This is a genomic window from Streptomyces sp. NPDC090106, assembly GCF_044747265.1.
GTDB lineage: Bacteria > Actinomycetota > Actinomycetes > Streptomycetales > Streptomycetaceae > Streptomyces.
On record NZ_JBIVDS010000003.1, the window covers coordinates 276,596 to 302,122 of the forward strand.

Consider the following 25,527-nt stretch of genomic DNA (forward strand, 5'->3'; position numbering starts at 1 on the left):
TCAGGACGCCTTCACCTTGGTCCAGCCCTGCTGGAAGTACTGCATCGCGGTGCCCGGGTCGAGGAGGAAGTCGGCCTTGGCGATCGCGGCGTCGGAGGCGTAGATCGCCGGGTTGCCGAGCGCGTCCTTGTCCTTGATGTACTCGCGCGCGGCCTGGTTGGCGCTGGCGGAGGAGCCGTCGTCGGTGGCCTTCGCGGCGACCTCGGGACGCAGCAGGTAGTTGATGAACTTGTACGCCGACGTCACGTTCTTGGCGCCCTTCGGGATGGCCAGCCCGTCCGTCCAGATCGAGCCGCCCTCCTCGGGGATGACGTAGTGCACGTTCTTGTCGGACTGCACGACCTTCGCCATCGCCGTACCGCTCCACGCCTCGGCCGCGCACGCCTGCCCGGTCGAGAGGAGCTGCGGGTAGTTGGTCGAGTTGTAGCCCGCGAGGATGCCCTTCTGCTTCTGCAGGGCCGCCGTCGCCTCGGCGATCTCGTCCTTGTCGGTGCTGGTGGCGCGGTGCCCGGTCACCTGGAGGCCCGCGATGTAGGCGGCCAGCATGTTGTCGAGCATGTAGAGCTTGCCCTTGTACTTGCTGTCGAACAGGGTCTTCCAGCTGGTCGCCGACTTGATACAGGTGTCGTTGTAGGCGAAGCCGGTGGTGCCCCAGATCCACGGCACGCTGTACTTGTTGCCCTTGTCGTAGGACGCGGTGCGGAACTTCTCCGCGAGGTTGTCCAGCCCTTTGAGCTTGCTGTGGTCCAGCGGCTCGATGAGCTCCTGTCCGATCAGCTGCTGCACGGTGTACTGGCTCGGTTCGACCAGGTCGTAGCCCGACGAGCCCGAGCTGAGCTTGGCCGTCATGGTCTCGTTGCTGTCGAAGGTGTCGACGGTGACCTTGATGCCGGTCTCCTTCTCGAACCCCTTGATGACGGAGTCGGGGATCTCCCCGGCCCAGGCGTAGAGGTGGAGCTCCTTGCCGCCGCCGGAGGAGGCGGCCGTGTCGGAGGCGGAGCCGCCGCAGGCGGTGGCGACCAGCGCGGTGACGGTCAGGACCGAGGTGGCCACGAGCGTTCTCGAAACGGTGGTACGGGACATGGCGAGGCCTTTCAGGGACGTACCGGGGCAGGCGGGACGGACGTACGGCGCGACGGTGCGGGTGCGGGAGAGGGGGTGGCGCGGCCGGTGGATCAGTCGCGGCCGTCGCCGACCAGGACGCGGCGCATCTGCCGCAGGCCGGCCCCCAGGATGATCACGAAGGTGAAGAGCACGAGCAGGGTGCCCAGGGCGTTGATCTCCGGGGTCAGCCCGGTCTTGAGGAGCGAGTACACGCGCAGCGGGAGGGTGGTGGTGCCGACCCCGCTGGTGAACGTGGACATCACGATGTTGCCGAACGAGATCGTGAAGCACAGCAGCCAGGAGGCGAGCAGCGCCTGTTTCAGCAGGGGCACCGTCACCAGCCGGAACCGCTGCCACGCGCCGCAGCCCAGGTCGGTGGCGGCCTCGTCGAGGGCCGGGTCGAGCGCCCGGTGCGCGCCCAGCACGATCAGCGCCGCGTAGGGGAGCGTCACCACCAGATGGCCGAGGACCAGCGTGGTCAGGCCCAGGGTCGCCTTGAGGGTGCCGAACACCGACAGCAGGGCCACGCCCAGCACGATCTCCGGGATCACCAGCGGCAGGAACAGCCCGCCGGAGAACAGCGCCCGGCCGCGCCGGCCCAGCCGGGCCATCCCCATCGCCGCGAACAGCCCGCCCGCCGTGGCCAGCGTCGCCGAGATCAAGCCTGCCTCGGCGCTCACCTTCAGTGCGGCGAGCAGATCGGTGTCCTGGGCGAGCACGCCGTACCAGCGGGTGCTGAACCCCTCCCACTTGTAGGTGACGTCCGAGTCGTTGAACGACAGGACCACCACGACCACGATCGGGATGTAGAGGAAGACGATGACACCGCGGGCCAGCCAGGAGGTCAGCGTGTCGGGGAGCCGGGTGCGTGCGCTCATGACGTCCTCTTCCTCAGCCGGCTCGCCGCGGTGCCCAGCACCGCCACCGACGCGATCATCAAGGCCAGCAGCAGCACGGAGGCCGCGGCGCCCATCGGCTGGTTGCGGAACTCGGTGTACAGCGTCACGATCAGGTTCCCGACCAGCTGGTTCTTGCCGCCGCCGAGCAGCACCGGGATCACGAACACGCCGAGCGTGGGAATGAACGTGAGGAGCGCGGCGGCCAGCAGACCGGGCCGTGCCAGCGGCAGCAGGATCCGGGTGTGCACCCGCCACCAGCCGCAGCCCAGGTCCCGGGCCGCCTCGCCGAGCGAGGGGTCCACCCCGCGCAGCGTCGCGTAGATCGGGAAGATCGCGGTCGGCAGGAACGCGTAGACCAGGCCCACGAAGGACGCGCCCTGGCTCGGGATCCACTGGGTCGGCCCGTCCGTGAGCCCGACGGCGTCGGTCAGCGCGTTGACCGGACCGCCGGGGCTGAGCAGATTGATCCAGGCGAAGGTCCGCACCAGGAAGTCGGTCCAGAACGGCACGATGATCAGCAGCAGGAGCAGCCCCTGGCGCTGCGGCGGCCTCCCGGCCAGGTAGTACGACACCACGTAGCCCAGGAGCAGACAGACGGCGGTGTTGAGGGCCGCCATGCCGAGGCTGTAGCCGAAGACCTTCAGATAGACCGGGTCGAGCAGCTCGCTGTAGTTCGAGAGGGTGAACCCGCCCTGGATGCCGCCGTAGGGGTCCGCCACCGCGAAGCTGTTGCGCACCACGAGGATCAGGGGCACGAGCACCAGCGCCAGGACCGTCAGCCCCGCGGGGGCCAGCAGGGCGAAGGTGATCGCGCGGTGCCGCAGCCGGGCGGCGCGCGCGGCGGGCGGCGCCGTGACGGCGGGCGGCGGTGCGGCGGTGACGGTCACCGCGGCCTCCGGCCGGCGAACGGTGGCGGTGCGTGCATGTGCGGGGCCTCCCTCGGATCGGTTGCGCACGTCCGGAAGATCGTCCGTTCGTGCCGTGGCCCTTAGCTTCTGTCGGAGACCAACCACCTGAACAGGGTTGTTGAAATCGAATCCAGTGGAAACGGGGACCGAATTCCACGCATCTCGCAACAGGCACGAAAAGACCCGGGGTGATGATGGTGGGGAGCACGACAGAAGGAGGTGCCGGTGTGATCGACGACCTGGACCGGCAGATCATCGACCAGCTGAGGGTGGACGGCCGCAAGTCGTTCGGGGAGATCGGCCGCGCCATCGGCCTGTCGGAGGCCTCCGTGCGCTCCCGCTTCCAGCGGCTGAAGCGGCGCGGCGCCATCCAGGTGGTGGGCATGACGGACGCGGTGAAGGTCGGCGAGATGAAGGTGCACCTCGCCGTACGCGTGCACCACGTGCCCGTGGTCCTGGTCGCCCGCGAGCTGTCCCGGATGCCCGAGGTGCGCTACGTCGCGTCCTGCGTCGGCCCCTACGACCTGATCCTCGACGTGCGCTGCCGTGACCTGGAGCATCTCTCGGAGCTGCTCACCGAGCGGGTCCGCCGGGTCAACGGTGTGGCCCACGCGGAGGCGCTCACCGTCCTGGAAGTGGTCAAGGACAGCTATCTGTGGGCGGGCTTCCGGGACGTGCCGGCCGGCCCGGACCAGCGCATCCTGCCGCGCTGACCCCGTGCGACGGGCTCAGCCGTCCGCGACGGCCTGCCCGACCGCGTTGTTCAGCCCGTTCCACGAGTAGTCCTTGAACAGCTCCAGCAGGAGCAGTACCTGCACCCGGGACACCCCGGGCAGCATCCGGATCTCGTCCAGCAGCTGCACGAGCTGCGCCTGGTCGCGGCAGGTGCCCTCCAGGAAGATGTCCTGGCTGCCCGCGACCAGCGCCACATGGTTGATCATCGGCATGTCCGCGAGGCTCTTGGCGACCGCGCGGGGCGTCAGGTCCCGGACCCGGATCATCAGCCGCACCGACTGGTGGCCCAGGGTGAGGGGGTTGCACAGGGCCACGATGCGCAGCGTGCCGCTCTCCTGGAGCCGTGCCACCCGCTGTCGTACGGTCGCCTCGGACACCGCCAGTTCCCGGGCGAGCGTGGTGAACGGCATCCGCCCGTCGCGGGCGAGGGCGCTCATGATGTCGCGGTCCAGATCGTCGATCAACGTCTGCCTCCTCCCCGCCGACCGTACGTGACGCGCGGATATACCGACAAATGGTTCAGTCGACACGCACCTGTGCCGGGGCCCGGCGATCCGGGGCCCCGGCACGTACGGCAGGGAGGTCAGGCGGCGGGGACGTCGTCCTGGAACGTGGTGCCCGCGCTCCGGTACGCCGCCACCTTGGAGGCGACCTGCGCGGGCGTGAGGACCTGGTCCTTGACGTGCAGGACGTAGTCGACCTGCTGGTCGTAGGAGCGCGGGGTGCTGCTGGTGAGTCCGCCGAAGTCGATCAGCCACTGGTTGAAGTTGATCGACATGGGCCGCTCCGGCAGGTACGCGGCGTCATGGGTGCCGAAGAGCAGGCCGTCGACGTAGTACTTGATGCTGCTGTTGTCGATGGTCAGGACCAGGTCGTGCCAGCCCGTGTAGCTCTGGCGGCTCTCGCTGTGCTGGTTGACGGCCACCCACGGATCGGCCTGGTAGGTCTCCCAGGACGTGGTGTACAGGATGTTGGCCGGCTCGCCCCAGCCGCCGTTGGGCAGGTACTCGAAGTCGTACTCGGCGTAGTCGTCCGCCAGGGGCGCCTTGAGGTCGTTGATGGTGAAGAAGGTCTGGACGAGGTGGTCGCCGTCCGGCCCTGACTTCGGCGCGTCGCTGAACTTGACGCGGGCGGCGTAGGTGCCGTTCTTGAACTTCGTCGCCTTGGTGAGGATCTCGGTCTGCTCGGTGCTCGCTCCGGTGCCGGCGGTCGAGGTCTCCAGGTTCATGATGGAGTTGCCGCCGGTGGTGGAGAAGGTGACGTTCTCGGGAGCCCAGGTGGCGCCGGAGACGCCGGGGCCACCGGAGTTGGAGCGCACGCTCCAGCCGTTCGCCGAGATCCTCGGGTCGGTGTGGCCGGTGTAGTCGAAGTCGTCGAACAGGCTGGCGCCGCCGGTCGGAGGGTCGGTGGGCGGATCGGTCGGCGGGTTCGTCGGATCGTTGCCCGCGGGCGCCTGACCCCACAGCGTCGTGCCCGCCGACTGGGCCGTGACCTTGGACCAGTTGGCGTACGAGGTCTGCGAGGCGCCGAAGGAGTAGTCGTCGCTCTGGTTCAGGGGCGCCCAGGTCGACTGGTAGAAGCGGAGTTGCATGTCGCCGGTGTCGGCACCGGGGGCGAGCGAACCGGCGCCGGAGGTGAAGCCGATCTCCAGGTAACGGTCCGCCGTGGCCGTCGGGTTGGCGAGCGTGCCGAAGGTGCCCGTGATGTTGGCGCAGCCCTTGACGGCCCAGGAACAGGCGAAGCGGTAGGCCGCGTTGGCCGAGTCCGCCTTGAAGTAGTAGCGGAGCTTGACGCTTTGCAGGGAGACGCCGGTCGTGCCGGTGTTCGTCACCTTGAACCAGGGTTCCGACTGGTCGGCGGTGGCTCCCGAGGCGCTGGTCCGGTACTGGACGCTGAGGCTGTCTGCGGCGGCGTTCGCGGTGGCCGGGAGTGCGGTGAGCGCGGCGGCGCCCAGGCCGGCCACGAAGGCGGCTGCCGCGGTGGCGCGCAGTCGGCGGGTCGTGGATCTCATGGTGGTTCCCTCCAGAAAGGTGGGGGTGATTCCCGGAACGGGACAGGGGCGTGCGTCAGGGGTGCCGGCGGGGGACGCCGAGCGTGTCGAGCCGAGCGGTGTGCTCGTCGAGCCGGGACCGGAACTCGGCCCAGTCGGTCGCCGCGCTCCAGCTCCGGTCGGCGAGCGCGCACAGGCGGGGGTAGGTCAGGTACTCGATGTGCTCGGGGGTGGTGACGAACTCCGTCCACAACTGGGCCTGGGTGCCGAGCACCCGTCCGGCAGCCTCGGCGTCCGCCTCCGCCGGGACGGGGTCGTGGCCGTGAACGGTGCGCAGGTCGACGACGTTCCCCGGCTGCCCCGACGGCTCGTCGGGGGCGGCGGACCGGGCGTAGTCGAGATAGGTGGTCCGGTGGTGGGCGTTGACCACGAGGTGGCCGCGGCGGGCCGCGGCCAGGGTGTGCGCCGCGTCGCGCCAGGTCATCAGGGTGAAGTCCAGGGGGAGTTCGGCGCCGGTCTCGGCCCAGGCGACCGGACGCCGTCCGTTGCGGACGAGGAAGTCGCCGATCCGCCCGAGGAACCAGCCGTGCAGGGCCTGGGCGTGGGGCAGCCCTTCGGCCGCCACGCGCTGACGCGCACTGGCGCTCCGGGTCCACTCGGCCGTGGGGCACTCCTCGCCGCCGATGTGGATGTACGGGGAGGGGAAGAGGTCCATGACCTCCTCCAGGACGGTGCGGCAGAAGTCGAGTGCCTCGTCGTGGACCCCGAGAACGGTGTCGCACACGCCCCAGCGGGTCCAGACGTCGAGGCCGGCCTCGGGACTGTTGCCGAGCGAGGGATAGGCGGCGAGTGCGGCCCGCACGTGCCCGGGCATCTCGATCTCCGGCAGGACGCTCACTCCCCGTTCGGCCGCGTACCGCACCAGCTCGGCGAGTTCGGTGCGGGTGTAGGAACCGCCGTGCGGGGTGCCGTCGTACGGTCCGGTCCCGTCCGGGCCCTGCTGGGTCTCGGCGCGGTGTCCGCCGATCTCGGTCAGCTTGGGGTACGCGGCGACGGGCATCCGCCACCCCTGGTCGTCGGTGAGGTGCAGATGGAACACGTTGATCTTGTGCAGTGCGAGGAGGTCGACGTACCGGTGAAGATAGGCCGCGGGCTGGAAGTGCCGGGCCACGTCGAGCATGGCGCCGCGCCAGCGGTGACGGGGGACGTCGGTGATCTCGGCGCAGGGCAGCAGCCAGTCGGTCGCGGGCTGCGGAGTCCCGGACAGGGCCTGTGCGGGCAGGAGTTGACGGATCGTCTGGATGCCGCGCAGCAGCCCGGTGGGGTGCGCGGCACGCAGGAGCACGGCATCGGGCGTCACGGTGAGCGCGTATCCCTCGTCGCCCAGGCCGGTCGAGGCCGGATCGAGGGTGAGGGCGAAGGGGCCGTCGGGGGAGGGGCGCAGGGGGAGCCCGGTGGCGGGGGCCAGGAGCGTGCGCAGGAGGTCGGCGGCCGGTTCGGTGCCGGGTCCGAGGCGGAGCGTGGTGCGGTGGTCGAGCGTGAAGTGGCCCGGAGGGAAAGAGGCTTGGGTGGGGCGGGGGATGAGGGCGGGCATGCGTCGCCTCCGGGACGGGGTGGCTGGGATGGGCGGGGCAGCCCGTTACGGCGCCGTCTGGACGGCGGAGACCTGACCACTTGACCAGTGATGGCCACTGGTCAGCTCACCTGTTGGGGTGAGGATGAAGGTGGCATAGACCAATTCCGGCGTCAACCCCCGCTGCCGACACGGTATTTGGTGAGCCCGACGGCCGATCACCTGACGATCTCCGTCGGTCTGCGGCTAAACTGCGCTCGCCGAGGCGGGCAGGCCACTGGTTGACCACCGCTGTACTGGTCAACTGGCCAGGTGGATGACCGAGTGGGTGACCAGGCCGCCGGGTGGCTGGGGTTCGGGGCAAGGGGGAGCGCATGAAGGCCGACGCACCTGGTGCGGTGCTCAAGCGTGAGCGAGTCCGCGACTTCCTCCTCGGCCTCGTGGAGTCCCGGCGCCCCGGCGATCCCATCCCCTCCGAGCGCGCCCTGTGTGCCCGGTTGGAGGTTTCCCGCCCGACTTTGCGCGCGGCGGTGGACGAACTCGTCGCCGCCGGGCAGCTCGTGCGCGAACACGGCCGGGGCATGTTCGTGGCCCCGGAGAAGATCACGCAGGAACTCGTCTCCGACGAGCGGTCCATGACCCTGCCGCAGGCCGCGGGAGCCTGGTCGAGCCGCCTCCTGGAGTTCACCACCGTCCCGGCCGGCGCGCGCGTGGGCCGCAAACTGCGGATCTCACCCGCCGCCGAGATCGTCTACGTCGCCCGGCTGCGCCTGGTCGACGGTGCCCCCATGGCCATCGAGCACCTGCACATCAAGGCCGGACTGGTCCCGGCCCTGTCCGCCGAGGAACTGGAGGCCGGCGACCTCTACGAGCATCTGCGCCGACAGCACGGGGTCCATGTGCGGGAGGCCGTGCAGGCGATCGAGCCGACCGTCGTGACGCGCGCGGAGGCGGAACTGCTCGACGTGCCCGAACTGTCCCCGGCCCTGCTCTTCGAGCGGCTCACCTCCGACACCGGGGGGCAGCCCGTCGAGTACGTCCACTCCCTCTACCGCGGGGACCGCTACCGGATCGTCTCCCGGCTCACCCTGGGTCCCGCGGCCACCGCGCCGCCCGAGCGGCTCGGGCACCACCCGGGCATCCCGCCCGGCGACTTCGCGCACCGCGACGCCATCGCGTCCTCGACCCGGGGGGACGTTCAGGCGGGCTCCTGAGGCATGGGCGTCCCCGGCGCGGGGCGCCGGTCCGTGTCGAGCGTGTGCGCGAGGGCGTCCAGGGTCACGTCGACGATCGCGCGCAACCGGTCCGTGCCGGTTCCGGCCCTGCTCATGACGGCGAGGGACTGGTTCACCGCGGACAGGTGGGCCGCGAACGAGTCGGCCATGTCGTCGTGCAGCCGCCCCGCGCCCAGTGCCGTGCGCAGTCGGGTGTGCTGGAGTCCGATCGATTCCCGTGCGCGTGCCGCGACGCTCGCGCTCAGCACCGGCGTCGCCATCACGGTCTGCGCCACCAGGCAGCCGTCGGGCAGGGCCGGGTCCGCGATGCGGTCCAGAGTGACGTCGAAGAACGCCCGCACGGCCGCCACCGGCTCGTCGGCGGCTCGCGACAGGGCGGCGTCGTACTTGGCCCCGTAACGCGCGGTGTAGCGCTCCAGGCAGCGCAGGAAGAGCGCGTCCTTCGACCCGAGGGAGGAGTAGATGGAGCTGCGGTTGAGGCCGGTCGCCCGGGACAGGTCGTCCACGGACGTGTCCGCGTAGCCGGCCCGCCAGAACTGGACCATCGCGGCGTCGAGCGCCGTGTCGACGTCGAACTGCTTCTTGCCCGCCACGCCGCACCATCTCCCTTCCGCCCGGTTCTCCGTGTCCGGCGGGGCCATCATCTCATCTTGAAACGATTGGTTCAAGATGGGTTAGGGTCAGGAGACGAACGTGGCCGGACGTAACTGGAGGAGAAACATGAACGCCCCCGCGAGTGGCCCGTGTGCCACCGGCAACCCGGTCCTCGACCTGCCGCTGCCCGACCTGGCCGGGTTCGCCCACCGCTGGATCGACGCGGACGGCGTCCGCCTCCACACGGTCGAGGGCGGCCGGCCGGACCGCCCGGCCGTCGTGCTGCTCGCGGGGTTCCCGCAGACCTGGTGGGCATGGCGCGAGGTGATGCCGCACCTCGCCGACCGCTTCCACGTCATCGCGATCGACCTGCCCGGCCAGGGCCACTCCGATCGCCCGGACATCAGCTACGACACGCACACGGTCGCCGCCCACGTCCACGCGGCGGTCGAGGCGCTCGGAGTCCCGGCGTACTGGCTGGCCGCCCATGACATCGGCGCGTGGGTCGCCTTCTCCCTGGCGCTGAGGTACCAGAACCGCTTGCGGGGTCTGGCACTGCTCGACGCCGGCATCCCGGGCATCACCCTCCCCGACTCCGTTCCGATCGACCCCGAACGCGCCTACAAGACCTGGCACTTCGCCTTCCATCTCGTGCCCGGCCTGCCCGAGACGCTGCTCGCCGGCCGCGAACGGGAGTACGTCGACTGGTTCCTGAGGACCAAGAGCCTGTCCTCGGACACCTTCGGTGACACCGAAGCCGCGCACTACGCCGCGTCCGTGGCCGCCGAGGGCGGACTCCGCGCCTCCCTGGCCTACTACCGCGACGCCCCCGAATCGGCGCGGAGGAACCACGCGTCGCTCGAACGGCAGCGCCTGACCCTCCCGGTGCTCGGGATCTCCGCGAGCCACGGCTCCATCCCCGACATGGCGGCCTCCATCAGGCCGTGGGCCGGCCACGCCACCGGGATCGTCGTGCCGGACGCGGGCCACTTCATCCCCGACGAACAGCCCGAGGCCGTCGCCGCCGCGCTCACGGACTTCATGGCGGCGGACGGCTGAGGCCGGTCGGGAGAGGGCGCTTCTCCCTGCGGGGGCGCCCGCTGTCAGGCCGCCCGGGACCCGCTGAGCGGCCCGCACATCAGGTTGCCGGGCTCGGCGGGATCGTCGCTGATCCAGAACTGGATCCACAGCTCGGCGAACTCGGAGCGGCTGAGGTGGCCGTCGCCGTCCTGGTCGAGGGTGTCGAAGACGTCGGCCACCCCGATCTCCCGGCCGTGCCAGGTGTCGATCAGACGCTGGTGCTCACCGCGTGAGATACGCCCGTCCCCGTTCTCGTCGACCGCGTCGAAGACGGTGTCCGCCGTCGCCGCGACGGTGTCCCGCATCCCGGGCAGCAGGTCGACCATGTGCAGCAGCTCCTCGACGTCGATCCGTCCGGTCTTGCCTCGCTCCGCGGCGGCGGCCGACAGCAGGTGCCACCAGCCCATGATCACGCTGTCCACCCGCGCGGCCAGCTCGGACCCGGCGTCCACGCGCGGGAGCCGTCCCCAGCGGGCGGCGAGGGCCACGAAGTCGCTCTCCTCCAGCCAGCCGTTGCCGTCCACGTCGAAGACGTCGAACATCGCCTGGACCTTGATCCGCTGGAACCCACTGGCCATCACAAGTCTCCTCACTCACGCCGACGCCAGGAGCCTGTCCGTCTCCCGCCCGCCTCCAACGGCGCCCGGGAGCGGGCCGGGCGGACCTCGCGGAACCGTGAGCCGCACCGGCGCTCCGGGCGCCGGTTTGGACGGACCCGGTTCTGAAAAACAGATGACCTTCAGCGGAAACATCTGTTGGACAGAAGTTCGGCCCGGTCCAAGGATGGGCGCAGCGGTGACGCAGTCGATCCGGTCCCGGGATGGACCACCGCGCGAGTGGAGGCCGAACGTTGAGTGAAGAGACCGAGGTAGTCGTCGTGGGGGCGGGGCAGGCGGGTGTCGCGATGAGCGAGCACCTGAGCGCCGCGGGTGTGCCGCACCTCGTGCTGGAGCGGCACCGGATCGCCGAGCGGTGGCGTTCCGAGCGCTGGGACTCCCTGGTCGCGAACGGGCCCGCGTGGCACGACCGCTTCCCGGGCCTGGAGTTCCCCGACGTCGCGCCCGACGCGTTCGCCTCGAAGGACCAGGTCGCGGACTACTTCGTCGCCTACGCGGAGAAGATCGGCGCCCCGGTCAGGACGGGCGTCGAGGTCACCTCGGCGCGCAGGCACGAGGGGCGTCCCGGCTTCCGGGTCGAGACGTCGCAGGGGGTGATCGACGCGCGCTTCGTCGTGGCGGCGACCGGTCCCTTCCAGCGTCCGGTGCATCCGGCGATCGTCCCCGACGGTGCCGTCCCCGCGCAGATCCACTCCAGCGGTTACCGGAACCCGGAGCAGTTGCCCGACGGTGCGGTCCTGGTGGTCGGGGCCGGTTCCTCCGGCGTCCAGATCGCCGACGAACTGCGGCGCTCCGGACGCGAGGTGTTCCTCTCCGTCGGCCCGCACGACCGCCCGCCGCGCGAGTACCGCGGACGCGACTTCTGCTGGTGGCTCGGCGTCCTGGGACGCTGGGACGCCGAGACACCCGCGCAGGGCGCCGAGCACGTGACCATCGCGGTCAGCGGAGCCCGCGGCGGCCACACCGTGGACTTCCGCGAACTGGCCTCTTCAGGAATCGAGCTGGTCGGTCTCACGGAGTCCTGCGAGGACGGCGTGGTGCGCTTCGCGCCCGACCTGGGCCGGAACATAGCGGAGGGCGACGCCAAGTACCTCGAACTCCTGCGCGCGGCCGACGAGTACATCGCGCGCAACGGGCTCGACCTGCCCGAGGAGCCGCAGGCACACGTGCTCGGGCCGGACCCGCGCTGTGTGACCGCACCGCGCCGGGAGCTGGACCTCGCCGGGGCCGGCGTCACCTCGGTCGTCTGGGCGACAGGCTTCGCGGCCGACTACGGCTGGCTTGACGTCGACGCGTTCGACGAGCGGGGCCGGCCGCGGCAGCGACGCGGCGTGTCCTCCGCGCCCGGCCTGTACTTCCTGGGTCTGCCCTGGCTGTCCCGGCGCGGCTCGGCCTTCATCTGGGGCGTCTGGCACGACGCCCGCTACGTCGCCGACCACATCACCACCCAGCGGAGCTACCTCGCGTACGACGCGCACGGCACCCCCGCATCCGCCCCCGCCCCCGTGTCCGCGGCGACGCAGAGCTGACACCGAGCTGAGGAGAGAGACACACCATGAGCTCCACGAGCGAGGGACGCCCGGTGAACGCCCCGGTCGTCGCCGGCGGACACACCCGGATCCGTCCGTTCAACACCCGTGACACGTATCCCGAGCAGAACCTCGACAACGACCTCTGTCAGGCCGTCGTCGCGGGCGACACGGTGTACGTCCGGGGCCAGATCGGCCAGAACCTCGACACCAGCGAATCCGTGGGCGTCGGGGACGCCGAGGCGCAGGCCGAACAGGCCATGGCGAACATCAAGATGCTGCTGGAGGAGTCCGGCAGCCGCATCGAGCACCTGGTCAAGCTGACGATCTATCTGATCGACCCGCGCTACCGCGAGGCCGTCTACCGCACGGTCGGCCGCTGGACCAAGGGCGTCCACCCCATCTCCACCGGCATCGTCGTCTCCGCGCTGGCCCGCCCGGAGTGGCTGTGCGAGATCGACGCCATCGCCGTGATCCCGGACGGGGGACGGGCATGACGTTCTCCCTCGTGGTCCGCGACGGCGACCGGTTCGGCATCGCGGTCAGCTCCTCCAGCCCGGCGGTCGCCGCCCGCTGCGCGCACCTCACGCCCGGTGTCGGCGCCGCCGCCTCGCAGAACATCACCAACCCGGCTCTGGGGACGGAGTTGCTGGCACGGCTCGACGAACACGGCGACGCCCAGCGTGCGCTGGCGGAAGTGGTCGGTGCGGCCGGCAACGCGCCGACGATCGAGTTCCGGCAGCTCACGGTGCTGGGCCGCGTCGGCCCCGGACACGCCTTCAGCGGCGCCGAGACCCTCGGCACCCACGCGTCGGCCACCGCGGACGGCGCGGTCGCGGCGGGCAACATGCTGTCCGGCACCCACATCCCCGACGTCCTCCTCGACGCCTACTTCACCGCCGGGGGCGAGCTGGAGGAGCGCCTGGTGGCCGCCCTGCGGGCCGCGGTCGCGGCGGGCGGAGAGGAGGGGCCGGTGCACTCCGCGGGTCTGTCCGTCGTCGCGGACGTGGACTGGCGGGTCACCGACCTGCGCGTCGACTGGGCCGAGGACCCGATCGAGCGGCTCGTCGCCCACCTGGACGTCTGGCTGCCGCAACGGGACGACTACGTGCGGCGCGGGCTCGACCCGGCCTCCGCACCCTCGTACGGTGTACCGGGCGATCGGTGATGGGCACCCTCAAGGAAGCCGCCCGCCGTGAGGTCGACCGCCACGCCGAGCGGCTGATCGCGCTCTCCGAACGGCTGCACGCCGACCCGGAGACCGCCTGGGAGGAACACCGGGCCGCCGCCGCCGTACCGGAGCTCCTGGACCGGGCCGGGTTCACCGTCACCCCGTCCTACCTCGGCCTGGAGACCGCGTTCCACGCCCGGTTCGGCAGCGGGCCCACCCGTGTCGCCCTGTGCGCCGAGTACGACGCCCTGCCCGGCCTCGGTCACGCCTGCGGCCACAACCTCATCGCGGCGAGCTCGGTCGGCGCGGCGCTGGGACTGGCCACGGTCGCGGACGAGGCGGGCCTCACCGTCGAGGTCTACGGCACGCCCGCCGAAGAAGGCGGCGGGGGCAAGATCGAGCTGCTGGAGCGGGGCGCTTTCCAGGGCGCGGACCTCGCCATGATGGTGCACCCGGCGCCGGTCGACGTCGCCGAGGCCCGCCCCTTCGCGGTCAGCCACTCCAGGATCTCCTACACCGGCAGGTCCGCCCACGCCGCCGCCTACCCCGAGGCCGGGGTCAACGCGGCCGACGCCTTCACCGTGGCCCAGGTCGCCATCGGGCTGCTGCGCCAGCAACTCCCGCCCTCCGTCAGGGTGCACGGTGTGGTGACCCATGCCGGTGACGCGCCGAACGCGATCCCGGAACGGTCGAGCGGACGCTGGTACGTGCGGGCGGAGACCCTCGCCGAGCTCGCCGCACTGGAGCCCCGCGTCACGAGGATCTTCGAGGCGGGCGCGCTGGCCACGGGCTGCGAGCTGGAGATCGAGCCCGAGAGCAAGCCGTACGCGGAATTCCGCACCGACGAGACCGCCTTGGGGAACTACCGGCTCAACGCGCTGGCCCTGGGACGGGAGTTCGCGCCACCGGGCCAGGCCTCGCGCATGAACCGCGCCTCCACCGACATGGGCAACGTCTCGCAGGTGGTGCCGGCCATCCACCCCTACATCGGCATCGGTTCCCTCCCGGCGACCAACCACCAGCACGAGTTCGCCGCGTTCTGTGTGGGCGGAGCAGCCGAACGGGCCCTGCTCGACGGGGCGGTGGCGCTGGCCTGGACCGGCATCGACCGCGCCGTGCCGAACCGCCCCGCCTGATCGCCGCCCGGAAGCCACCCCACCCGACACAAGGAGACGCGCATGCCCGCTCTCGACAACGACCTCCGGACGGACGGGACGCCGGTGACCGCCGATGCCGTGGCACTGCGCAGGAGCGTCGCGGCCGGCGCCATCGGTGTGTTCGTGCACTGGTTCGACTGGGCGGCCTACGCCTATCTCGCCGGCACCGTCGCCGACGTGTTCTTCCCGACCGACGACGGCACCACGGGACTGCTCGCCGTGTTCGGCGTGTTCGCCGTCTCGTTCGGGATCAGACCCATCGGAGCGATGGTCTTCGGCCCGCTCGGCGACCGCATCGGCCGCAAGCGCACCCTGTCGCTGGTCATCTTCATGATGTCCGGCGCCACCCTCGTCATCGGTCTCCTGCCCGGGTACGCCTCGATCGGGATCACCGCTCCGGTGCTGCTCGTCGTGGCGCGCCTGGTCCAGGGCTTCGCCGCGGGCGGCGAGTTCGGCAGCGCGGCGAGCTTCCTCGCCGAGAGCGCGCCCCGTCGCCGGCGCGGCTTCGGCGTGAGCTGGCTGGAGGTCGGCTCCCTGCTGGGCTTCCTCGCCGGATCGTTCGTCTTCCTTCTGCTGTCCACGGGGCTCGACGACGACCAGCTGACCTCCTGGGGCTGGCGCGTCCCGTTCCTGGTCGCCGCGCCCCTGGGCGTCATCGGCTACATCATCCGCAACAAGATCGAGGACACCCCGGAGTACCGGGCCCTGGAGGCCAACGACACCGTGCCGCGCAGCCCCGTGCGCGACCTGATCCGCTCGCACAAGCGGGAGATGTTCCAGGCGGCGGGCCTGATGACCGCCATGCACGTGCCGTTCTACGCCGTCCTCACCTACCTGGTCACCTACGAGACCGACCACCTCGGCCACTCGGCCGACAGCGCGGCCCTGCTGTCCACGGTGATCTCCCTGCTGGGCCTGGTGCTCGTGCCGCTGTTCGGCCGGCTCTCCGACCGGGTGGGCCGCAAACCGGTGTTCGTCGGGGCCACGACCGCGCTCCTGGTCCTCGCCACGCCCGCCTTCTGGCTCATGCGCACCGGGCTCGCCGGCACCTGGATCGCGGGACTGCTCCTCGGCGCGATCCTGGCGGCGATCCTCGGGACGTACGCGGTCTGGTCGGCGGAGATCTTCCCCACCCGGACCCGGCAGAGCGGCCTGTCCATCGCCTACAACATCACCGCCGCCCTCTTCGCGGGCACGGTCCCCTACCTGATGACCGTGCTCATCTCCGCGACCGGGAGCACGCTGGTGCCCGGGCCGTACCTGATGGTGGCCGCCGTCGGCGGTCTCGTCGCCGCGCTGTCCCTGAAGGAGACCGCGGGGAACCCGCTGCTGCGCCCCGAGGACGTGCCCGACGCGCCCGTCGAGGGTCACCGGACGCCTTCCGCGTAGGGTTCGGCCGGAACGGATCAGCAGGCGCGAGGGTCTCGAATGACGTCACCGGTGGGTTTCACACTCGTCCAGCTTCGCTACTTCCTGGTCGCCGCCGAGCGCGGCTCGGTCACGGAGGCGTCGCTGGAGCTGCACATCGCGCAGTCCGCGGTGTCCTCGGCCATCTACAACCTGGAGCGCGAACTCCAGGTGCAGCTGTTCATCCGGCGCAGGGGGCGCGGGCTGATCCTGACGCCCGCGGGAGAGCGGGTACGGCAGCAGGCGCGGGAACTGCTGGCCCGCGCCCGGGAGATCGAGCGCGAGGCCCGCGGCGAGGGCGAGGCGCTCACCGGGCCGGTGACGGTCGGCTGCTTCGTGACCCTGGCCCCGTACTATCTGCCGCCGCTGTTCAGCGAGTGCAGCAGCCGCTACCCGGGCCTGGAGATCGAGGTGGTGGAGGCCGAGACGGACGAACTGGTCAGGGATCTCGGCGCGGGCCGCGTCGACTTCGCCCTCACCTACGACCTGGGCCTTGCACCCGAGACGGGCCTGCGCGCCGAGACCATCGCCCACGCCCCCGCCTACGTCATCGTCCCGGCCGGGCATCCACTGGCCGGGAGGGGATCGGTGGAGCTGGCCGAGCTGTCCGAGGAACCCCTCGTCCTGCTCGACCTGCCGCACAGCCGGGACTACTTCCGCTCCCTGGTGGCCGCCACCGGCACCGCCCCCGACGTGCGCTTCCGCACCCGCAGCTACGAGACCGTGCGCTCCCTGGTGGCCCGCGGCCTCGGCTACTCCGTGCTGAACCAGCGCCCGGCGACGAGCCGGACCTACGGCGGCGGCGAGATCGCCGTGCTGGAACTGCGTGACGACAGCCCTCCGCTGGAGGTCAAACTCGCCTACGTGGAGAGCATGGCCCAGACCGCGCGCGCCCGGGCGGTCATGGAACTGCTCCGGGAGATCGCCGCCACCCACGACCGGCGCGGCTGACCCCCGCCCGAACGCCTCACAACGCGGCGCACCCCGTCACCGCACGGGCGTGCGCCGTGATCAGTTCACGGGTCCGGTCCGGCCGCAGGGCCGCGTTGTGGCTCAGGATGTGCAGGCCGTAGCCGTCCTCCAGGGCCACGAGCCCATGCGCCAGATCCTGTGCTCCCGCCGCCAGCGTGAAGACGCCCGTGGCCGCGCCGACCTCCAGCGCGGTCGCGTACAGGGCGACCTCCCGGGCGAAGAGCGAGGTCATCAGCTCGGCGTGGCCGGGGCTGCGGCCGGCGCGGCGGTGCAGCTCGTACAGCAGCCCGTGCACCGGGTCGTCGGAGCCGGTGGGCCGACCGCTGTCCAGCAGCGCGCGCAGCCGTGCCACGGGCTCCTGCCCCGGCGCCTCGTCGTAGGCCCGCTGGCGCGAGGCGATGAAGCTCTCGACCGCGTCGCGGTGCACCTCCAGCACCAGGTCGTCCAGCTCCGGGTAGTAGTACAGGACCGAGCCCTGGGAGACGCCCGCCGCGTCGGCGATGTCCTTGATGCGCAGGGCCTCCAGCCCCCGTTCCGCGATGGCGCGTCCCGCGGCGGAGACGAGGGCTTCCCTGCGGGCCGTCTGGTTGCGTGGTCTGCCGACTTTCCCCATGGCGGTTAATTCTCTGTTACCGGGACCAGCTTCGGCAAGAAGTTTCGGTCAGGAGCATTGACGGTCGGTTCACCAATTGTTTGAATCTCGACTCAAAGAATTGATCCGAAGCGGAGCCGCCGGGATCAGGCGGGCCCCACGAGATCCGGTCGGGCATCGGCTCGCCCCACATTCCCCGAGCATCGAAGGCCAGAGCATGACCACGTACTCGCACTGGCGGCAGCGCGCCGCCGACCTCGCGCCACGCACCCGCCTGTTCATCGACGGAGCGTGGCGCGACCCGGCCCAGGACGCCTGGCTGCCCACCGTGAACCCGGCCACCGGCAGGACCACCGCCGAGGTCGCCGCAGGCTCCGCCGCCGACGTCGACCGGGCCGTGTCCGCCGCCCGCACCGCGTTCGAGGACGGCCGCTGGTCCCGCACGGCACCCGCCGAGCGCAAGCGCGTCCTGCTGGCCCTGGCCCGGCTCATCGAGGAGCACGGCGAGGAACTCGCCCTGTGCGACACCCTCGACATGGGCAAGCCGATCGCGGAGTCCTTCGGCACGGACGTGCCCGGCGCCGCGGGCGTCTTCGCCTGGTACGCCGAAGCCCTCGACAAGCTCTACGACGAGGTCGCCCCCGCCCCGCCCGGCCACCTCGCCCTGGTGCGCCGCGCCCCGCTCGGCGTGGTCGGCGCCGTCGTGCCCTGGAACTTCCCCCTCGACCTGGCGAGCTGGAAGCTGGCACCGGCCCTCGCGGCGGGCAACAGCGTCGTGCTGAAGCCGGCCGAGCAGTCCCCGCTGTCGGCGCTGCGACTGGCCGAACTCGCCGCCGAGGCGGGTCTGCCCGACGGCGTGCTGAACGTCGTACCCGGACCGGGGGAGACCACCGGACGCGCCCTGGGTCTGCACCCGGACGTCGACACCCTGGTCTTCACCGGCTCCACCGCCGTGGCCAAGCGGTTCCTCGCCTACTCCGCCGAGTCCAACATGAAGCAGGTCTGGCCCGAGGCCGGCGGGAAGAGCCCCAACGTGGTCTTCGCCGACGCCGACCTGGAGGCCGCCGCCGAGCGCGCCGCCTGGGGCTTCGCCTACAACGCCGGACAGGTGTGCTCCGCCACCACCCGCCTGCTGGTCGAGGCGTCCGTCGCCGAGGAGTTCACGGCCCGGGTCGCCGAGCACGCCCGCGGCCGGCTCCCCGGCGACCCGCTGGACCCGGCGACCCGGCTGGGGCCGCTGGTCGACGAGGCCCAGGTCGAGCGTGTCCTGGCGGCCGTGCGCTCCTCGGGCGGCACCCTCGTGTGCGGCGGCACCCGCCCCGACCGCGAGGGCGCCTACGTCGACCCCACCGTCGTCACCGGGCTGGGGCCCGACGCCCCGCTCGTCCGCGACGAACTGTTCGCCCCCGTGCTGACGGTGCTGCCCTTCCACGACGAGGCCGAGGCCGTCCACCTCGCCAACGACTCCGCCTACGGCCTGGCCGCGTCCCTGTGGACCCGCGACCTCGGCCGCGCCCACCGCGTCGCCGACGCCCTGCGCGCCGGAACGGTGTCCGTCAACACCGTCGACGCGCTCAGCCCGTTCACCCCCTTCGGCGGCTTCAAGCAGTCGGGCCACGGCCGCGACCTCTCCCTGCACTCCTTCGACAAGTACACGGGCCTGAAGACGACCTGGATCACCTACACCTGACCGGTCCGAACGCCGGGCGAACACCGCTCCGGCCGCCCGTAGCCGCACCCGCACCGAGCAAAGGACGCACCACCCATGACCCTCGACTCCGCGCGTCTGACCGACCTGGACCGAGCGCACATCATCCACCCCTATCTGCCGGGCACCGCCACCGAGCGCGTCATCATGACCGAGGGCTCGGGCTGCCGGCTCACCGACTCCGAGGGCCGTTCCTACCTCGACGCGACCGGCGGACTGTGGCTCGCCCAGATCGGCCACGGCCGCGCCGACCTGGCGGACGTCGCCCGCGAGCAGATGGCGAAGCTGGAGTACTTCACCAGCTTCTGGGAGTTCTCCAACGACCGCGCCATCGAACTCGCCGCCCGCCTGGCCGAGTTGGCCCCCGACCCGCTGAACCACGTGTACTTCACCTCGGGCGGCTCCGAGGGCAACGAGGCGGCCGTCAAGATGGCCCGCTACTACCACCACCGCCGCGGCGACACCGACCGCACCTGGATCCTCGCGCGCGACAAGGCCTACCACGGCGTCGGCTACGGCGGCGGCTCGGCGACCGGCTTCCCGGTCTACCACGAGGGCTTCGCCCCGATGATGCCGCACGTCTCGCACCTGACCCCGCCGTGGCCCTACCGCGCGGAGCTGTACGGCGGCGAGGACCCGACCGACTTCCTCATCCGCGAACTGGAGGAGCGCATCGCGGAGATCGGCGCCGGGAACATCGCCGCGCTGATCGGCGAGCCCATCATGGGCGTCGGCGGCATGCTCGTCCCGCCGGCCGACTACTGGCCCCGCGTCCGCGAGGTCCTCGACCGGCACGGCATCCTGCTGATCCTCGACGAGGTCGTCACCGCCTACGGCCGCGTCGGCGGGTGGTTCGCCGCCCAGTACTTCGGCGTCACCCCGGACATCATCGTCACCGCCAAGGGCATCACCTCCGGCTACGTCCCGCTCGGCGCCCTCCTCGTCGGCGACCACGTCGCCGAGGTCCTCCTGCGCGACCACGGCTTCCCGATGGGCTACACCTACAACGGCCACCCCGTCGCCACCGCCGTCGCCCTCGCCAACCTCGACATCATCGAGAAGGAGGGACTCCTCGCCCGCGCGACGAGCATGGGCGCCTTCCTGACCGCCGAACTGAAGGCCCAGCTCGGCGACTTGCCGGTCGTCGGCGAGATCCGCTCGGTCGGCATGATGCTCGCGGTGGAGCTGGTCGCCGACCGCGACAGCCGCACCCCGCTGCCGCTGAACCCGGACCGCATGCCCCACGACGTCATCCGCCGCGAGACCGGCGTCATCGTCCGCGACTCCGCGCACAGCCTGGTCCTGTCCCCGCCGCTCATCATCACCGAGGCCGAGGCGAAGGAAGCGGCCTCCGCCCTCAGGACCGTCCTGGAACGCACCGAGCCCACCGGCGGGATCCGCCCCGCCTGACCACCCGCGGGCCCGGCCCCCGAGCCGGGCCGCACCACCCGACACGGCCCCACACCGTCGCAGCGCCCGCACGCGCCCTCCCGCAGTCCCCTCTCCCCTTCTAGGAACTGCCCGTGTCCCCTGAAGTGTCCACCGCCGAACCCGTCACGTCCGCCGACGCGACCACGCTGCGGCGCAGCCTGAAGCGTTTCGACATCACGGCCATGGCCATCGCCGCGGTCATCTCCTTCGACACCGTCGGCCAGATCGCCACCGGCGGCGGTGAGGCCGCCACCTGGACCGCCGCCATCGCCGTCTTCTTCCTGATCCCCTACGCCCTGCTGTTCGCCGAGACCGGCGCCGCGTTCCCGCAGGAGGGCGGCCCCTACGTCTGGGTCAAGCTCGCCTTCGGACGCCCCGCCGCCGCGCTCACCACCCTCTTCTACTGGGTGACCAACCCCATCTGGCTGGGCGGCTCCCTCGTCTTCCTCGCCGCCGAGACCTGGGACGGCTTCGTCTTCCCCCTCGGCTCGGGCACGTTCGCCGACTACACGTTCAAGCTGCTGTTCGTGTGGCTCGCAATCCTCACCGCCGTCGTCTCACTGCGCCGCGGCAAGTGGATCACCACCGCCGGCGCCGCCGTGAAGCTCCTCGCCCTCGCGCTGTTCACCCTCACCGCGCTCCTCTACGGCGCCGAGCACGGCTTCCAGGGCCTGACGGACACCCGCTTCACCCCGACCACCGGCGGCTTCCTCGCCCTGGTGCCGATCCTGCTGTTCGCCTACGTCGGCTTCGAGGCCCCCAACGCCGCGGGCGAGGAGATGCACGACCCCCAGCGCGACGTACCGGCCGCCCTCGGGCGTTCCGCCGTCGTCGCGGCCTGCTGCTACCTGCTGCCGGTGCTGGCCCTGCTGGCCGTCGTCCCGGCGGGCAAGGTCACCGGCATCGGCGGCTTCATGGAGGGCGCCCGACTCGTCTTCGGCGTCTACGGCGGCGCGGCGGGTCCCCTGCTCACGCTCACCGCCGTGATGTTCGTCCTCGCGCTCCTGACCCAGGGCAGCGCCTGGATGATCGCCAGCGACCGCATGCAGGCCATGGCCGCCGCCGACGGCGGCTTCTTCACCCGCCGGCTCGGCGCCTTCCACCCCCGGCTGGCCACCCCGGTCCGGACGAACCTCCTGTCCGGTCTGGTGGCCACGGTCTTCATGCTGGTCGCCATGCGACTCGCCGAAGGCGACGCCGCCGCGGTGTTCACCGTCGTCCTCACCGTCGCCGTGACCACCCTGCTGCTCTCCTACCTGGTGGTGATCCCGGCCCTCGTCGTGCTCCGGCTGTGCCGCCCCGAGGTGCCGCGGCCCTACCGGGTGCCCTTCGGCGACCGGGGGTTCGTGGTGTGCGCGGCCCTGGTCTACGGCTGGATCCTGATCGGTTCCTGGGCCGCGCTCTTCCCCGGCGTCCTGGAGAGCCTCTTCGGCATCGGCTACGACTTCCACGACGTCTGGGGCGTCTCCCGGGCCTCGTTCGAAGCGTTCACCCTCGGCACGGTCGCCGTCCTGCTGGTCATCGGCGCCCTCGGCGTGCTCACCGCCCGCCGCACCGCCTCCCCGCGGACCGGTTCCGGCACCTCGCACCCGAAAGGCACGGTCCATGACGGCTGAAGGCACCGCCCCGCCCACCACTGCCCCGCCCACCACGGCCCCACCGCGACCGCGCCCCGGGCCAACCTCCGACGCCGCGGGCGTGCTGGAGCAGCACACCATCGGACCCGTCCCCGAATCCGAGCGCACCGGTACCGCGCGCGGCGTCCTCGGGATCTGGCTGGGCATCAACATGCTGCCCCTCACCGTGATCACCGGCGCCCTCGCCACCACGCTCTTCGCGCTCCCCTTCGCCCTGGCCCTGCTCGCCCTCGCGATCGGCAACCTCGTCGGCGGCGTCTTCATGGCCCTGCACGCCTCCCAGGGACCCAAGCTGGGCGTGCCCCAGATGATCCAGGCCCGGGGACAGTTCGGCACCAAGGGCGCGGCCCTGGTCGCGCTGGTCGCCTGGGTGATGTTCATGGGCTTCTACATCTCCAACCTCGTGGTCGGAGCCCAGTCCCTGCACGGGGTCCTGCCGGCCGTCGACCCCGTCGTCGCCCTCATCGCCGCCGCGGTCGTCAGCATGGGCGTCACCACCGTCGGACTGAAGCTGATCAAGCTCGTCATCACCGTCGGCGCCGTGGTCATCGGCCTCCTGGTCGTCGCCTCCTTCGCGTGGATCCTCGTCTCCGGGGTGCCCGAAGGGGCGTTGAGCGCCGGGCACTTCTCCGTCACCGCCTTCGTCTCCGTGATCGCGGTCGGCGCGGTCTGGCAGATCGCCTACGCCCCCTACGTCTCCGACTACTCCCGCTACATGCCCTCCGCCTCCGGCGCGCGCTCCGCCTTCTGGGCCACCTACGCCGGCAGTGTGATCAGCTCCGTCCTCGTCATGGCCCTCGGCTGTCTCGTCGGCGCAGTGGCCACGGGCGACGACGTGATCGGCGGCCTCGCCGCGCTCACCGGAGGCCTGTCCACCGCGATCCTCCTGGCCTTCGCCGCCGCCTCGGCGCTCGGCAACGCGGGCAACGTCTACTGCGCGGTCCTCAACACCCTGACCGTCGCCGAGACCTTCAAGCCCGGCTGGCGCCCCGGCGTGCGCGCACGTCTGATCACCTGCGGCGTCCTGCACGTGGTCGGCGTGGTCGTCGCGTTGGGCGCCTCGGACGGATTCATCACGTCCTTCACCAACTTCCTGACCGTGCTCCTCTACATCCTGGTCCCGTGGTCGGCCATCAACCTGGTCGACTACTTCGTCATCCGCGACGGGCACTACGACGTCGCCGCCTTCTTCAAGCCCGGCGGCGGCCCCTACGGCACCTGGAACGTGTCCGCGCTCGCCGTCTACGCCGTCGGACTGGCGGCACAGATCCCGTTCATGGTCCTGCCGATGTACGTCGGCCCCGTGGCCACCGCGATCGGCGGCATCGACCTGGCCTGGCTGGTCGGACTGGCCGTCAGCGGCGGCCTGTTCCTGCTCGTCGCGCGACGGCCCGACGCCACCGCCACCCCCCTTCCTGCCACCGACTGACACGTCCTCCAGCAAAGGCACCGCCTTGACCAGTACCCATCCGGACACCGTCATCGTCAACGCCGGAATCCGCGCCACGGACCCGGACATCACGTCCCTGGCCATCACCCGAGGCCGCATCACGGCCCTCGACCGCCGCTCCCTGGCCGAATCGGCGGGCCCGGGGACCCGTGTGATCGACGCGGGCGGCGCCACGGTGCTGCCCGGCTTCACCGACGCCCACGTCCACCCGCTCGCCGCGGGCGTGCAGCTCCTCTCCTGCGACCTCTCCCGCCGGCCGCACGACCTGGAGGCCTACCGCACGGCCGTCCGCGCCTACGCCGACAGCCACCCCGAGCACGAGTGGATCAACGGCACCGGCTGGTACGGCGACACCTTCCCCGGCGGGCTGCCCACCCGGCGGATCCTCGACGAACTCGTCCCCGACCGGCCCGCGGTCTTCCTCAGCCACGACGCCCACGGCGTCTGGGCCAACACCCGGGCCCTGGAACGGGCCAAGATCGACGACAGCACACCCGACCCCACCAACGGACGCATCAACCGCGACGCGAACGGGTCCGCGACGGGCTTCCTGGCCGAACGGGCCGGAGACCTCGTCACCGACCTGCTGCCCCCGATCGACGACGCGTTCGCGGAAAAGGCCCTGCTCGCGGCCCAGGCCCATCTGCACGCCATGGGCGTCACCGGCTGGCAGGACGCCTGCGTCGGGCCCCTGTTCGGCATGCCCGACCCGCTGCCGCTCTACCGGCGTCTCGCCGCCGACGGGAGGCTCACCGCCCGGGTCGTCGGCGCCCTGTGGTGGTTCGCCGACAAAGGGCTCGGTCAGCTCGACTCGCTGGAGGAGCGGCGCGCGAGCAGCGGCGTCGGGCGGTTCCGCGCGACCTCGGTCAAGGTCATGCAGGACGGCATGTGCGAGAACTGCACCGCCGCCATGCTCCAGCCCTACGCAGGGGACGTCCACCACGGAGCCGGCACCGGCATGTCCTTCATCGACCCGGAGGAACTGAAGGAGATCTGCCGCGAGCTGGACCGGCGCAGTTTCCAGATCCACCTGCACGCCGTCGGCGACCGGGCCGTCCGCGAGTGTCTCGACGCGCTCGAGGCCGCCCGCGACGCCGGCCTCGGACACGACAACCGCCATCAGATCGCCCACCTCGACGTCGTGGACCGCGCGGACATCCCGCGCTTCGCCGAACTCGGCGTGATCGCCAACATCCAGGCGCTGTGGGCGCGCCGCGACAAGGAGATCACCGAGCGCAAGCTCCCGCTCCTCGGCGCCGAACGCGAGAGCAGGCACTTCCCGTTCCAGGAGCTGAAGGCGACCGGCGCCCGCCTGGCCATGGGCAGCGACTGGCCCGTGACCGACCCCAACCCGCTCTGGGCGATCTACACGGCCGTGACCCGCCTCGGCCCCCGCCAGGACCCGCACTCCGTGGGAGACGGCGTCTTCACCCGCCCGCTCGAAGCCCAGCACGCGCTCGGCCTCGACGTCGCGCTGGACGCCTACACGTCGGGTTCTGCCTACGCCAACCACATGGAGGACGCGGTCGGCACGCTCACCGTCGGACACCGGGCCGACCTGGTGGTCCTCGACCGCCCGCTCACCGACGTGGAGGAGGTCGCCGCCGCCCGCCCCGTACTCACCCTGGTCGACGGCGAGACCGTCCACGGCGAGCTCTGACACCCAGTCGGCTTCGGCTCCCCGGCAGGGGCCTCCGGGCCTGTCTCGAAGGAGTGCTCGGCGCGCTGGCCGCCCCCA

General features: G+C 71.5%; 23 protein-coding genes. 14 read left to right on the forward strand and 9 right to left on the reverse strand.

Annotated elements, in window-relative coordinates; all coding sequences use genetic code 11:
- The 3 genes from ACIPSE_RS11195 to ACIPSE_RS11205 all read right to left on the reverse strand — a co-directional run bounded on the left by ACIPSE_RS11195 (position 1) and on the right by ACIPSE_RS11205 (position 2,890).
- The gene (locus ACIPSE_RS11195) at positions 1–1,083 is read right to left on the reverse strand and encodes a PotD/PotF family extracellular solute-binding protein (RefSeq protein WP_401660465.1); all 1,083 of its coding nucleotides are present in this window, start codon (positions 1,081–1,083) and stop codon (positions 1–3) included.
- Between the two features lie 92 nt (positions 1,084–1,175).
- Positions 1,176–1,982: an ABC transporter permease gene (locus ACIPSE_RS11200; protein ID WP_401660468.1), complete on the reverse strand. Its 807-nt coding sequence runs from the start codon at positions 1,980–1,982 to the stop codon at positions 1,176–1,178.
- Complete coding sequence (locus ACIPSE_RS11205; RefSeq protein ID WP_401660471.1) at positions 1,979–2,890, reverse strand: ABC transporter permease; 912 nt, start codon at positions 2,888–2,890, stop codon at positions 1,979–1,981. Before ACIPSE_RS11205 ends, ACIPSE_RS11200 begins: the two co-directional genes overlap by 4 nt.
- Positions 2,891–3,138: 248 nt before the next feature.
- Between ACIPSE_RS11205 and ACIPSE_RS11210 the strand changes: the two genes are divergently transcribed.
- Positions 3,139–3,624: an Lrp/AsnC family transcriptional regulator gene (locus ACIPSE_RS11210; protein ID WP_401660474.1), complete on the forward strand. Its 486-nt coding sequence runs from the start codon at positions 3,139–3,141 to the stop codon at positions 3,622–3,624.
- A gap of 15 nt (positions 3,625–3,639) precedes the next feature.
- Here ACIPSE_RS11210 and ACIPSE_RS11215 read toward each other — a convergent pair whose 3' ends face one another.
- From ACIPSE_RS11215 to ACIPSE_RS11225, 3 genes are all read right to left on the reverse strand, one after another.
- The gene (locus tag ACIPSE_RS11215; RefSeq protein WP_401660477.1) at positions 3,640–4,110 is read right to left on the reverse strand and encodes an Lrp/AsnC family transcriptional regulator; all 471 of its coding nucleotides are present in this window, start codon (positions 4,108–4,110) and stop codon (positions 3,640–3,642) included.
- Positions 4,111–4,229: 119 nt separating this feature from the next.
- A complete protein-coding gene (locus ACIPSE_RS11220) occupies positions 4,230–5,657 on the reverse strand; it encodes a cellulose binding domain-containing protein (RefSeq protein ID WP_401660480.1) in 1,428 nt (475 codons plus the stop codon).
- Between the two features lie 55 nt (positions 5,658–5,712).
- Positions 5,713–7,230 (reverse strand): beta-N-acetylhexosaminidase, encoded by a 1,518-nt coding sequence (locus ACIPSE_RS11225; RefSeq protein ID WP_401660483.1) that lies wholly within the window; start codon positions 7,228–7,230, stop codon positions 5,713–5,715.
- Positions 7,231–7,583: 353 nt separating this feature from the next.
- On the opposite strand from ACIPSE_RS11225, the gene ACIPSE_RS11230 reads away from it, so the two are divergent.
- Positions 7,584–8,423: a GntR family transcriptional regulator gene (locus ACIPSE_RS11230; RefSeq protein ID WP_401660485.1), complete on the forward strand. Its 840-nt coding sequence runs from the start codon at positions 7,584–7,586 to the stop codon at positions 8,421–8,423.
- Here ACIPSE_RS11230 and ACIPSE_RS11235 read toward each other — a convergent pair.
- Positions 8,408–9,037: a TetR/AcrR family transcriptional regulator gene (locus ACIPSE_RS11235; RefSeq protein ID WP_401660488.1), complete on the reverse strand. Its 630-nt coding sequence runs from the start codon at positions 9,035–9,037 to the stop codon at positions 8,408–8,410. The genes ACIPSE_RS11230 and ACIPSE_RS11235 overlap by 16 nt on opposite strands.
- Before the next feature lie 127 nt (positions 9,038–9,164).
- Between ACIPSE_RS11235 and ACIPSE_RS11240 the strand changes: the two genes are divergently transcribed.
- Positions 9,165–10,097: an alpha/beta fold hydrolase gene (locus tag ACIPSE_RS11240; protein WP_401660491.1), complete on the forward strand. Its 933-nt coding sequence runs from the start codon at positions 9,165–9,167 to the stop codon at positions 10,095–10,097.
- Between the two features lie 44 nt (positions 10,098–10,141).
- Here the strand turns inward: ACIPSE_RS11240 and ACIPSE_RS11245 are convergent, their stop codons facing one another.
- Positions 10,142–10,696 (reverse strand): EF-hand domain-containing protein, encoded by a 555-nt coding sequence (locus ACIPSE_RS11245; protein ID WP_401660494.1) that lies wholly within the window; start codon positions 10,694–10,696, stop codon positions 10,142–10,144.
- Positions 10,697–10,968: 272 nt separating this feature from the next.
- Between ACIPSE_RS11245 and ACIPSE_RS11250 the strand changes: the two genes are divergently transcribed.
- From ACIPSE_RS11250 to ACIPSE_RS11275, 6 genes are read left to right on the forward strand one after another with little or no spacing between them, the layout of a single operon-like run.
- Positions 10,969–12,264, forward strand: coding sequence for a flavin-containing monooxygenase (locus ACIPSE_RS11250; RefSeq protein ID WP_401660497.1), 1,296 nt, complete (start codon positions 10,969–10,971; stop codon positions 12,262–12,264).
- A gap of 26 nt (positions 12,265–12,290) precedes the next feature.
- Positions 12,291–12,761, forward strand: a complete 471-nt coding sequence (locus ACIPSE_RS11255) for a RidA family protein (protein ID WP_401660499.1) — start codon at positions 12,291–12,293, stop codon at positions 12,759–12,761.
- Complete coding sequence (locus tag ACIPSE_RS11260; RefSeq protein WP_401660502.1) at positions 12,758–13,432, forward strand: DUF1028 domain-containing protein; 675 nt, start codon at positions 12,758–12,760, stop codon at positions 13,430–13,432. Before ACIPSE_RS11255 ends, ACIPSE_RS11260 begins: the two co-directional genes overlap by 4 nt.
- A complete protein-coding gene (locus ACIPSE_RS11265; RefSeq protein ID WP_401661711.1) occupies positions 13,432–14,571 on the forward strand; it encodes a M20 family metallopeptidase in 1,140 nt (379 codons plus the stop codon). The genes ACIPSE_RS11260 and ACIPSE_RS11265 overlap by 1 nt, the downstream gene beginning before the upstream one ends.
- Positions 14,572–14,613: 42 nt before the next feature.
- Entirely contained in the window at positions 14,614–15,981 is a 1,368-nt protein-coding gene (locus ACIPSE_RS11270; RefSeq protein WP_401660505.1) for an MFS transporter, read from the forward strand.
- A gap of 51 nt (positions 15,982–16,032) precedes the next feature.
- Complete coding sequence (locus tag ACIPSE_RS11275) at positions 16,033–16,950, forward strand: LysR family transcriptional regulator (RefSeq protein WP_401660508.1); 918 nt, start codon at positions 16,033–16,035, stop codon at positions 16,948–16,950.
- A 16-nt stretch (positions 16,951–16,966) separates the two neighbouring features.
- Here the strand turns inward: ACIPSE_RS11275 and ACIPSE_RS11280 are convergent, their stop codons facing one another.
- Positions 16,967–17,584 (reverse strand): TetR/AcrR family transcriptional regulator, encoded by a 618-nt coding sequence (locus tag ACIPSE_RS11280; RefSeq protein ID WP_401660510.1) that lies wholly within the window; start codon positions 17,582–17,584, stop codon positions 16,967–16,969.
- Between the two features lie 196 nt (positions 17,585–17,780).
- On the opposite strand from ACIPSE_RS11280, the gene ACIPSE_RS11285 reads away from it, so the two are divergent.
- The 5 genes from ACIPSE_RS11285 (at position 17,781) to ACIPSE_RS11305 (ending at position 25,449) form a co-directional block, all read left to right on the forward strand.
- A complete protein-coding gene (locus ACIPSE_RS11285; protein WP_401660513.1) occupies positions 17,781–19,253 on the forward strand; it encodes an aldehyde dehydrogenase in 1,473 nt (490 codons plus the stop codon).
- Positions 19,254–19,328: 75 nt separating this feature from the next.
- Positions 19,329–20,681 (forward strand): aspartate aminotransferase family protein, encoded by a 1,353-nt coding sequence (locus ACIPSE_RS11290; protein WP_401660515.1) that lies wholly within the window; start codon positions 19,329–19,331, stop codon positions 20,679–20,681.
- A gap of 113 nt (positions 20,682–20,794) precedes the next feature.
- A complete protein-coding gene (locus ACIPSE_RS11295) occupies positions 20,795–22,318 on the forward strand; it encodes an APC family permease (RefSeq protein WP_401660518.1) in 1,524 nt (507 codons plus the stop codon).
- An 82-nt stretch (positions 22,319–22,400) separates the two neighbouring features.
- Entirely contained in the window at positions 22,401–23,768 is a 1,368-nt protein-coding gene (locus ACIPSE_RS11300; RefSeq protein ID WP_401660521.1) for a purine-cytosine permease family protein, read from the forward strand.
- A gap of 25 nt (positions 23,769–23,793) precedes the next feature.
- Positions 23,794–25,449, forward strand: coding sequence for an amidohydrolase (locus tag ACIPSE_RS11305; protein ID WP_401660524.1), 1,656 nt, complete (start codon positions 23,794–23,796; stop codon positions 25,447–25,449).
- The last annotated feature ends 78 nt before the right edge of the window (positions 25,450–25,527 follow it).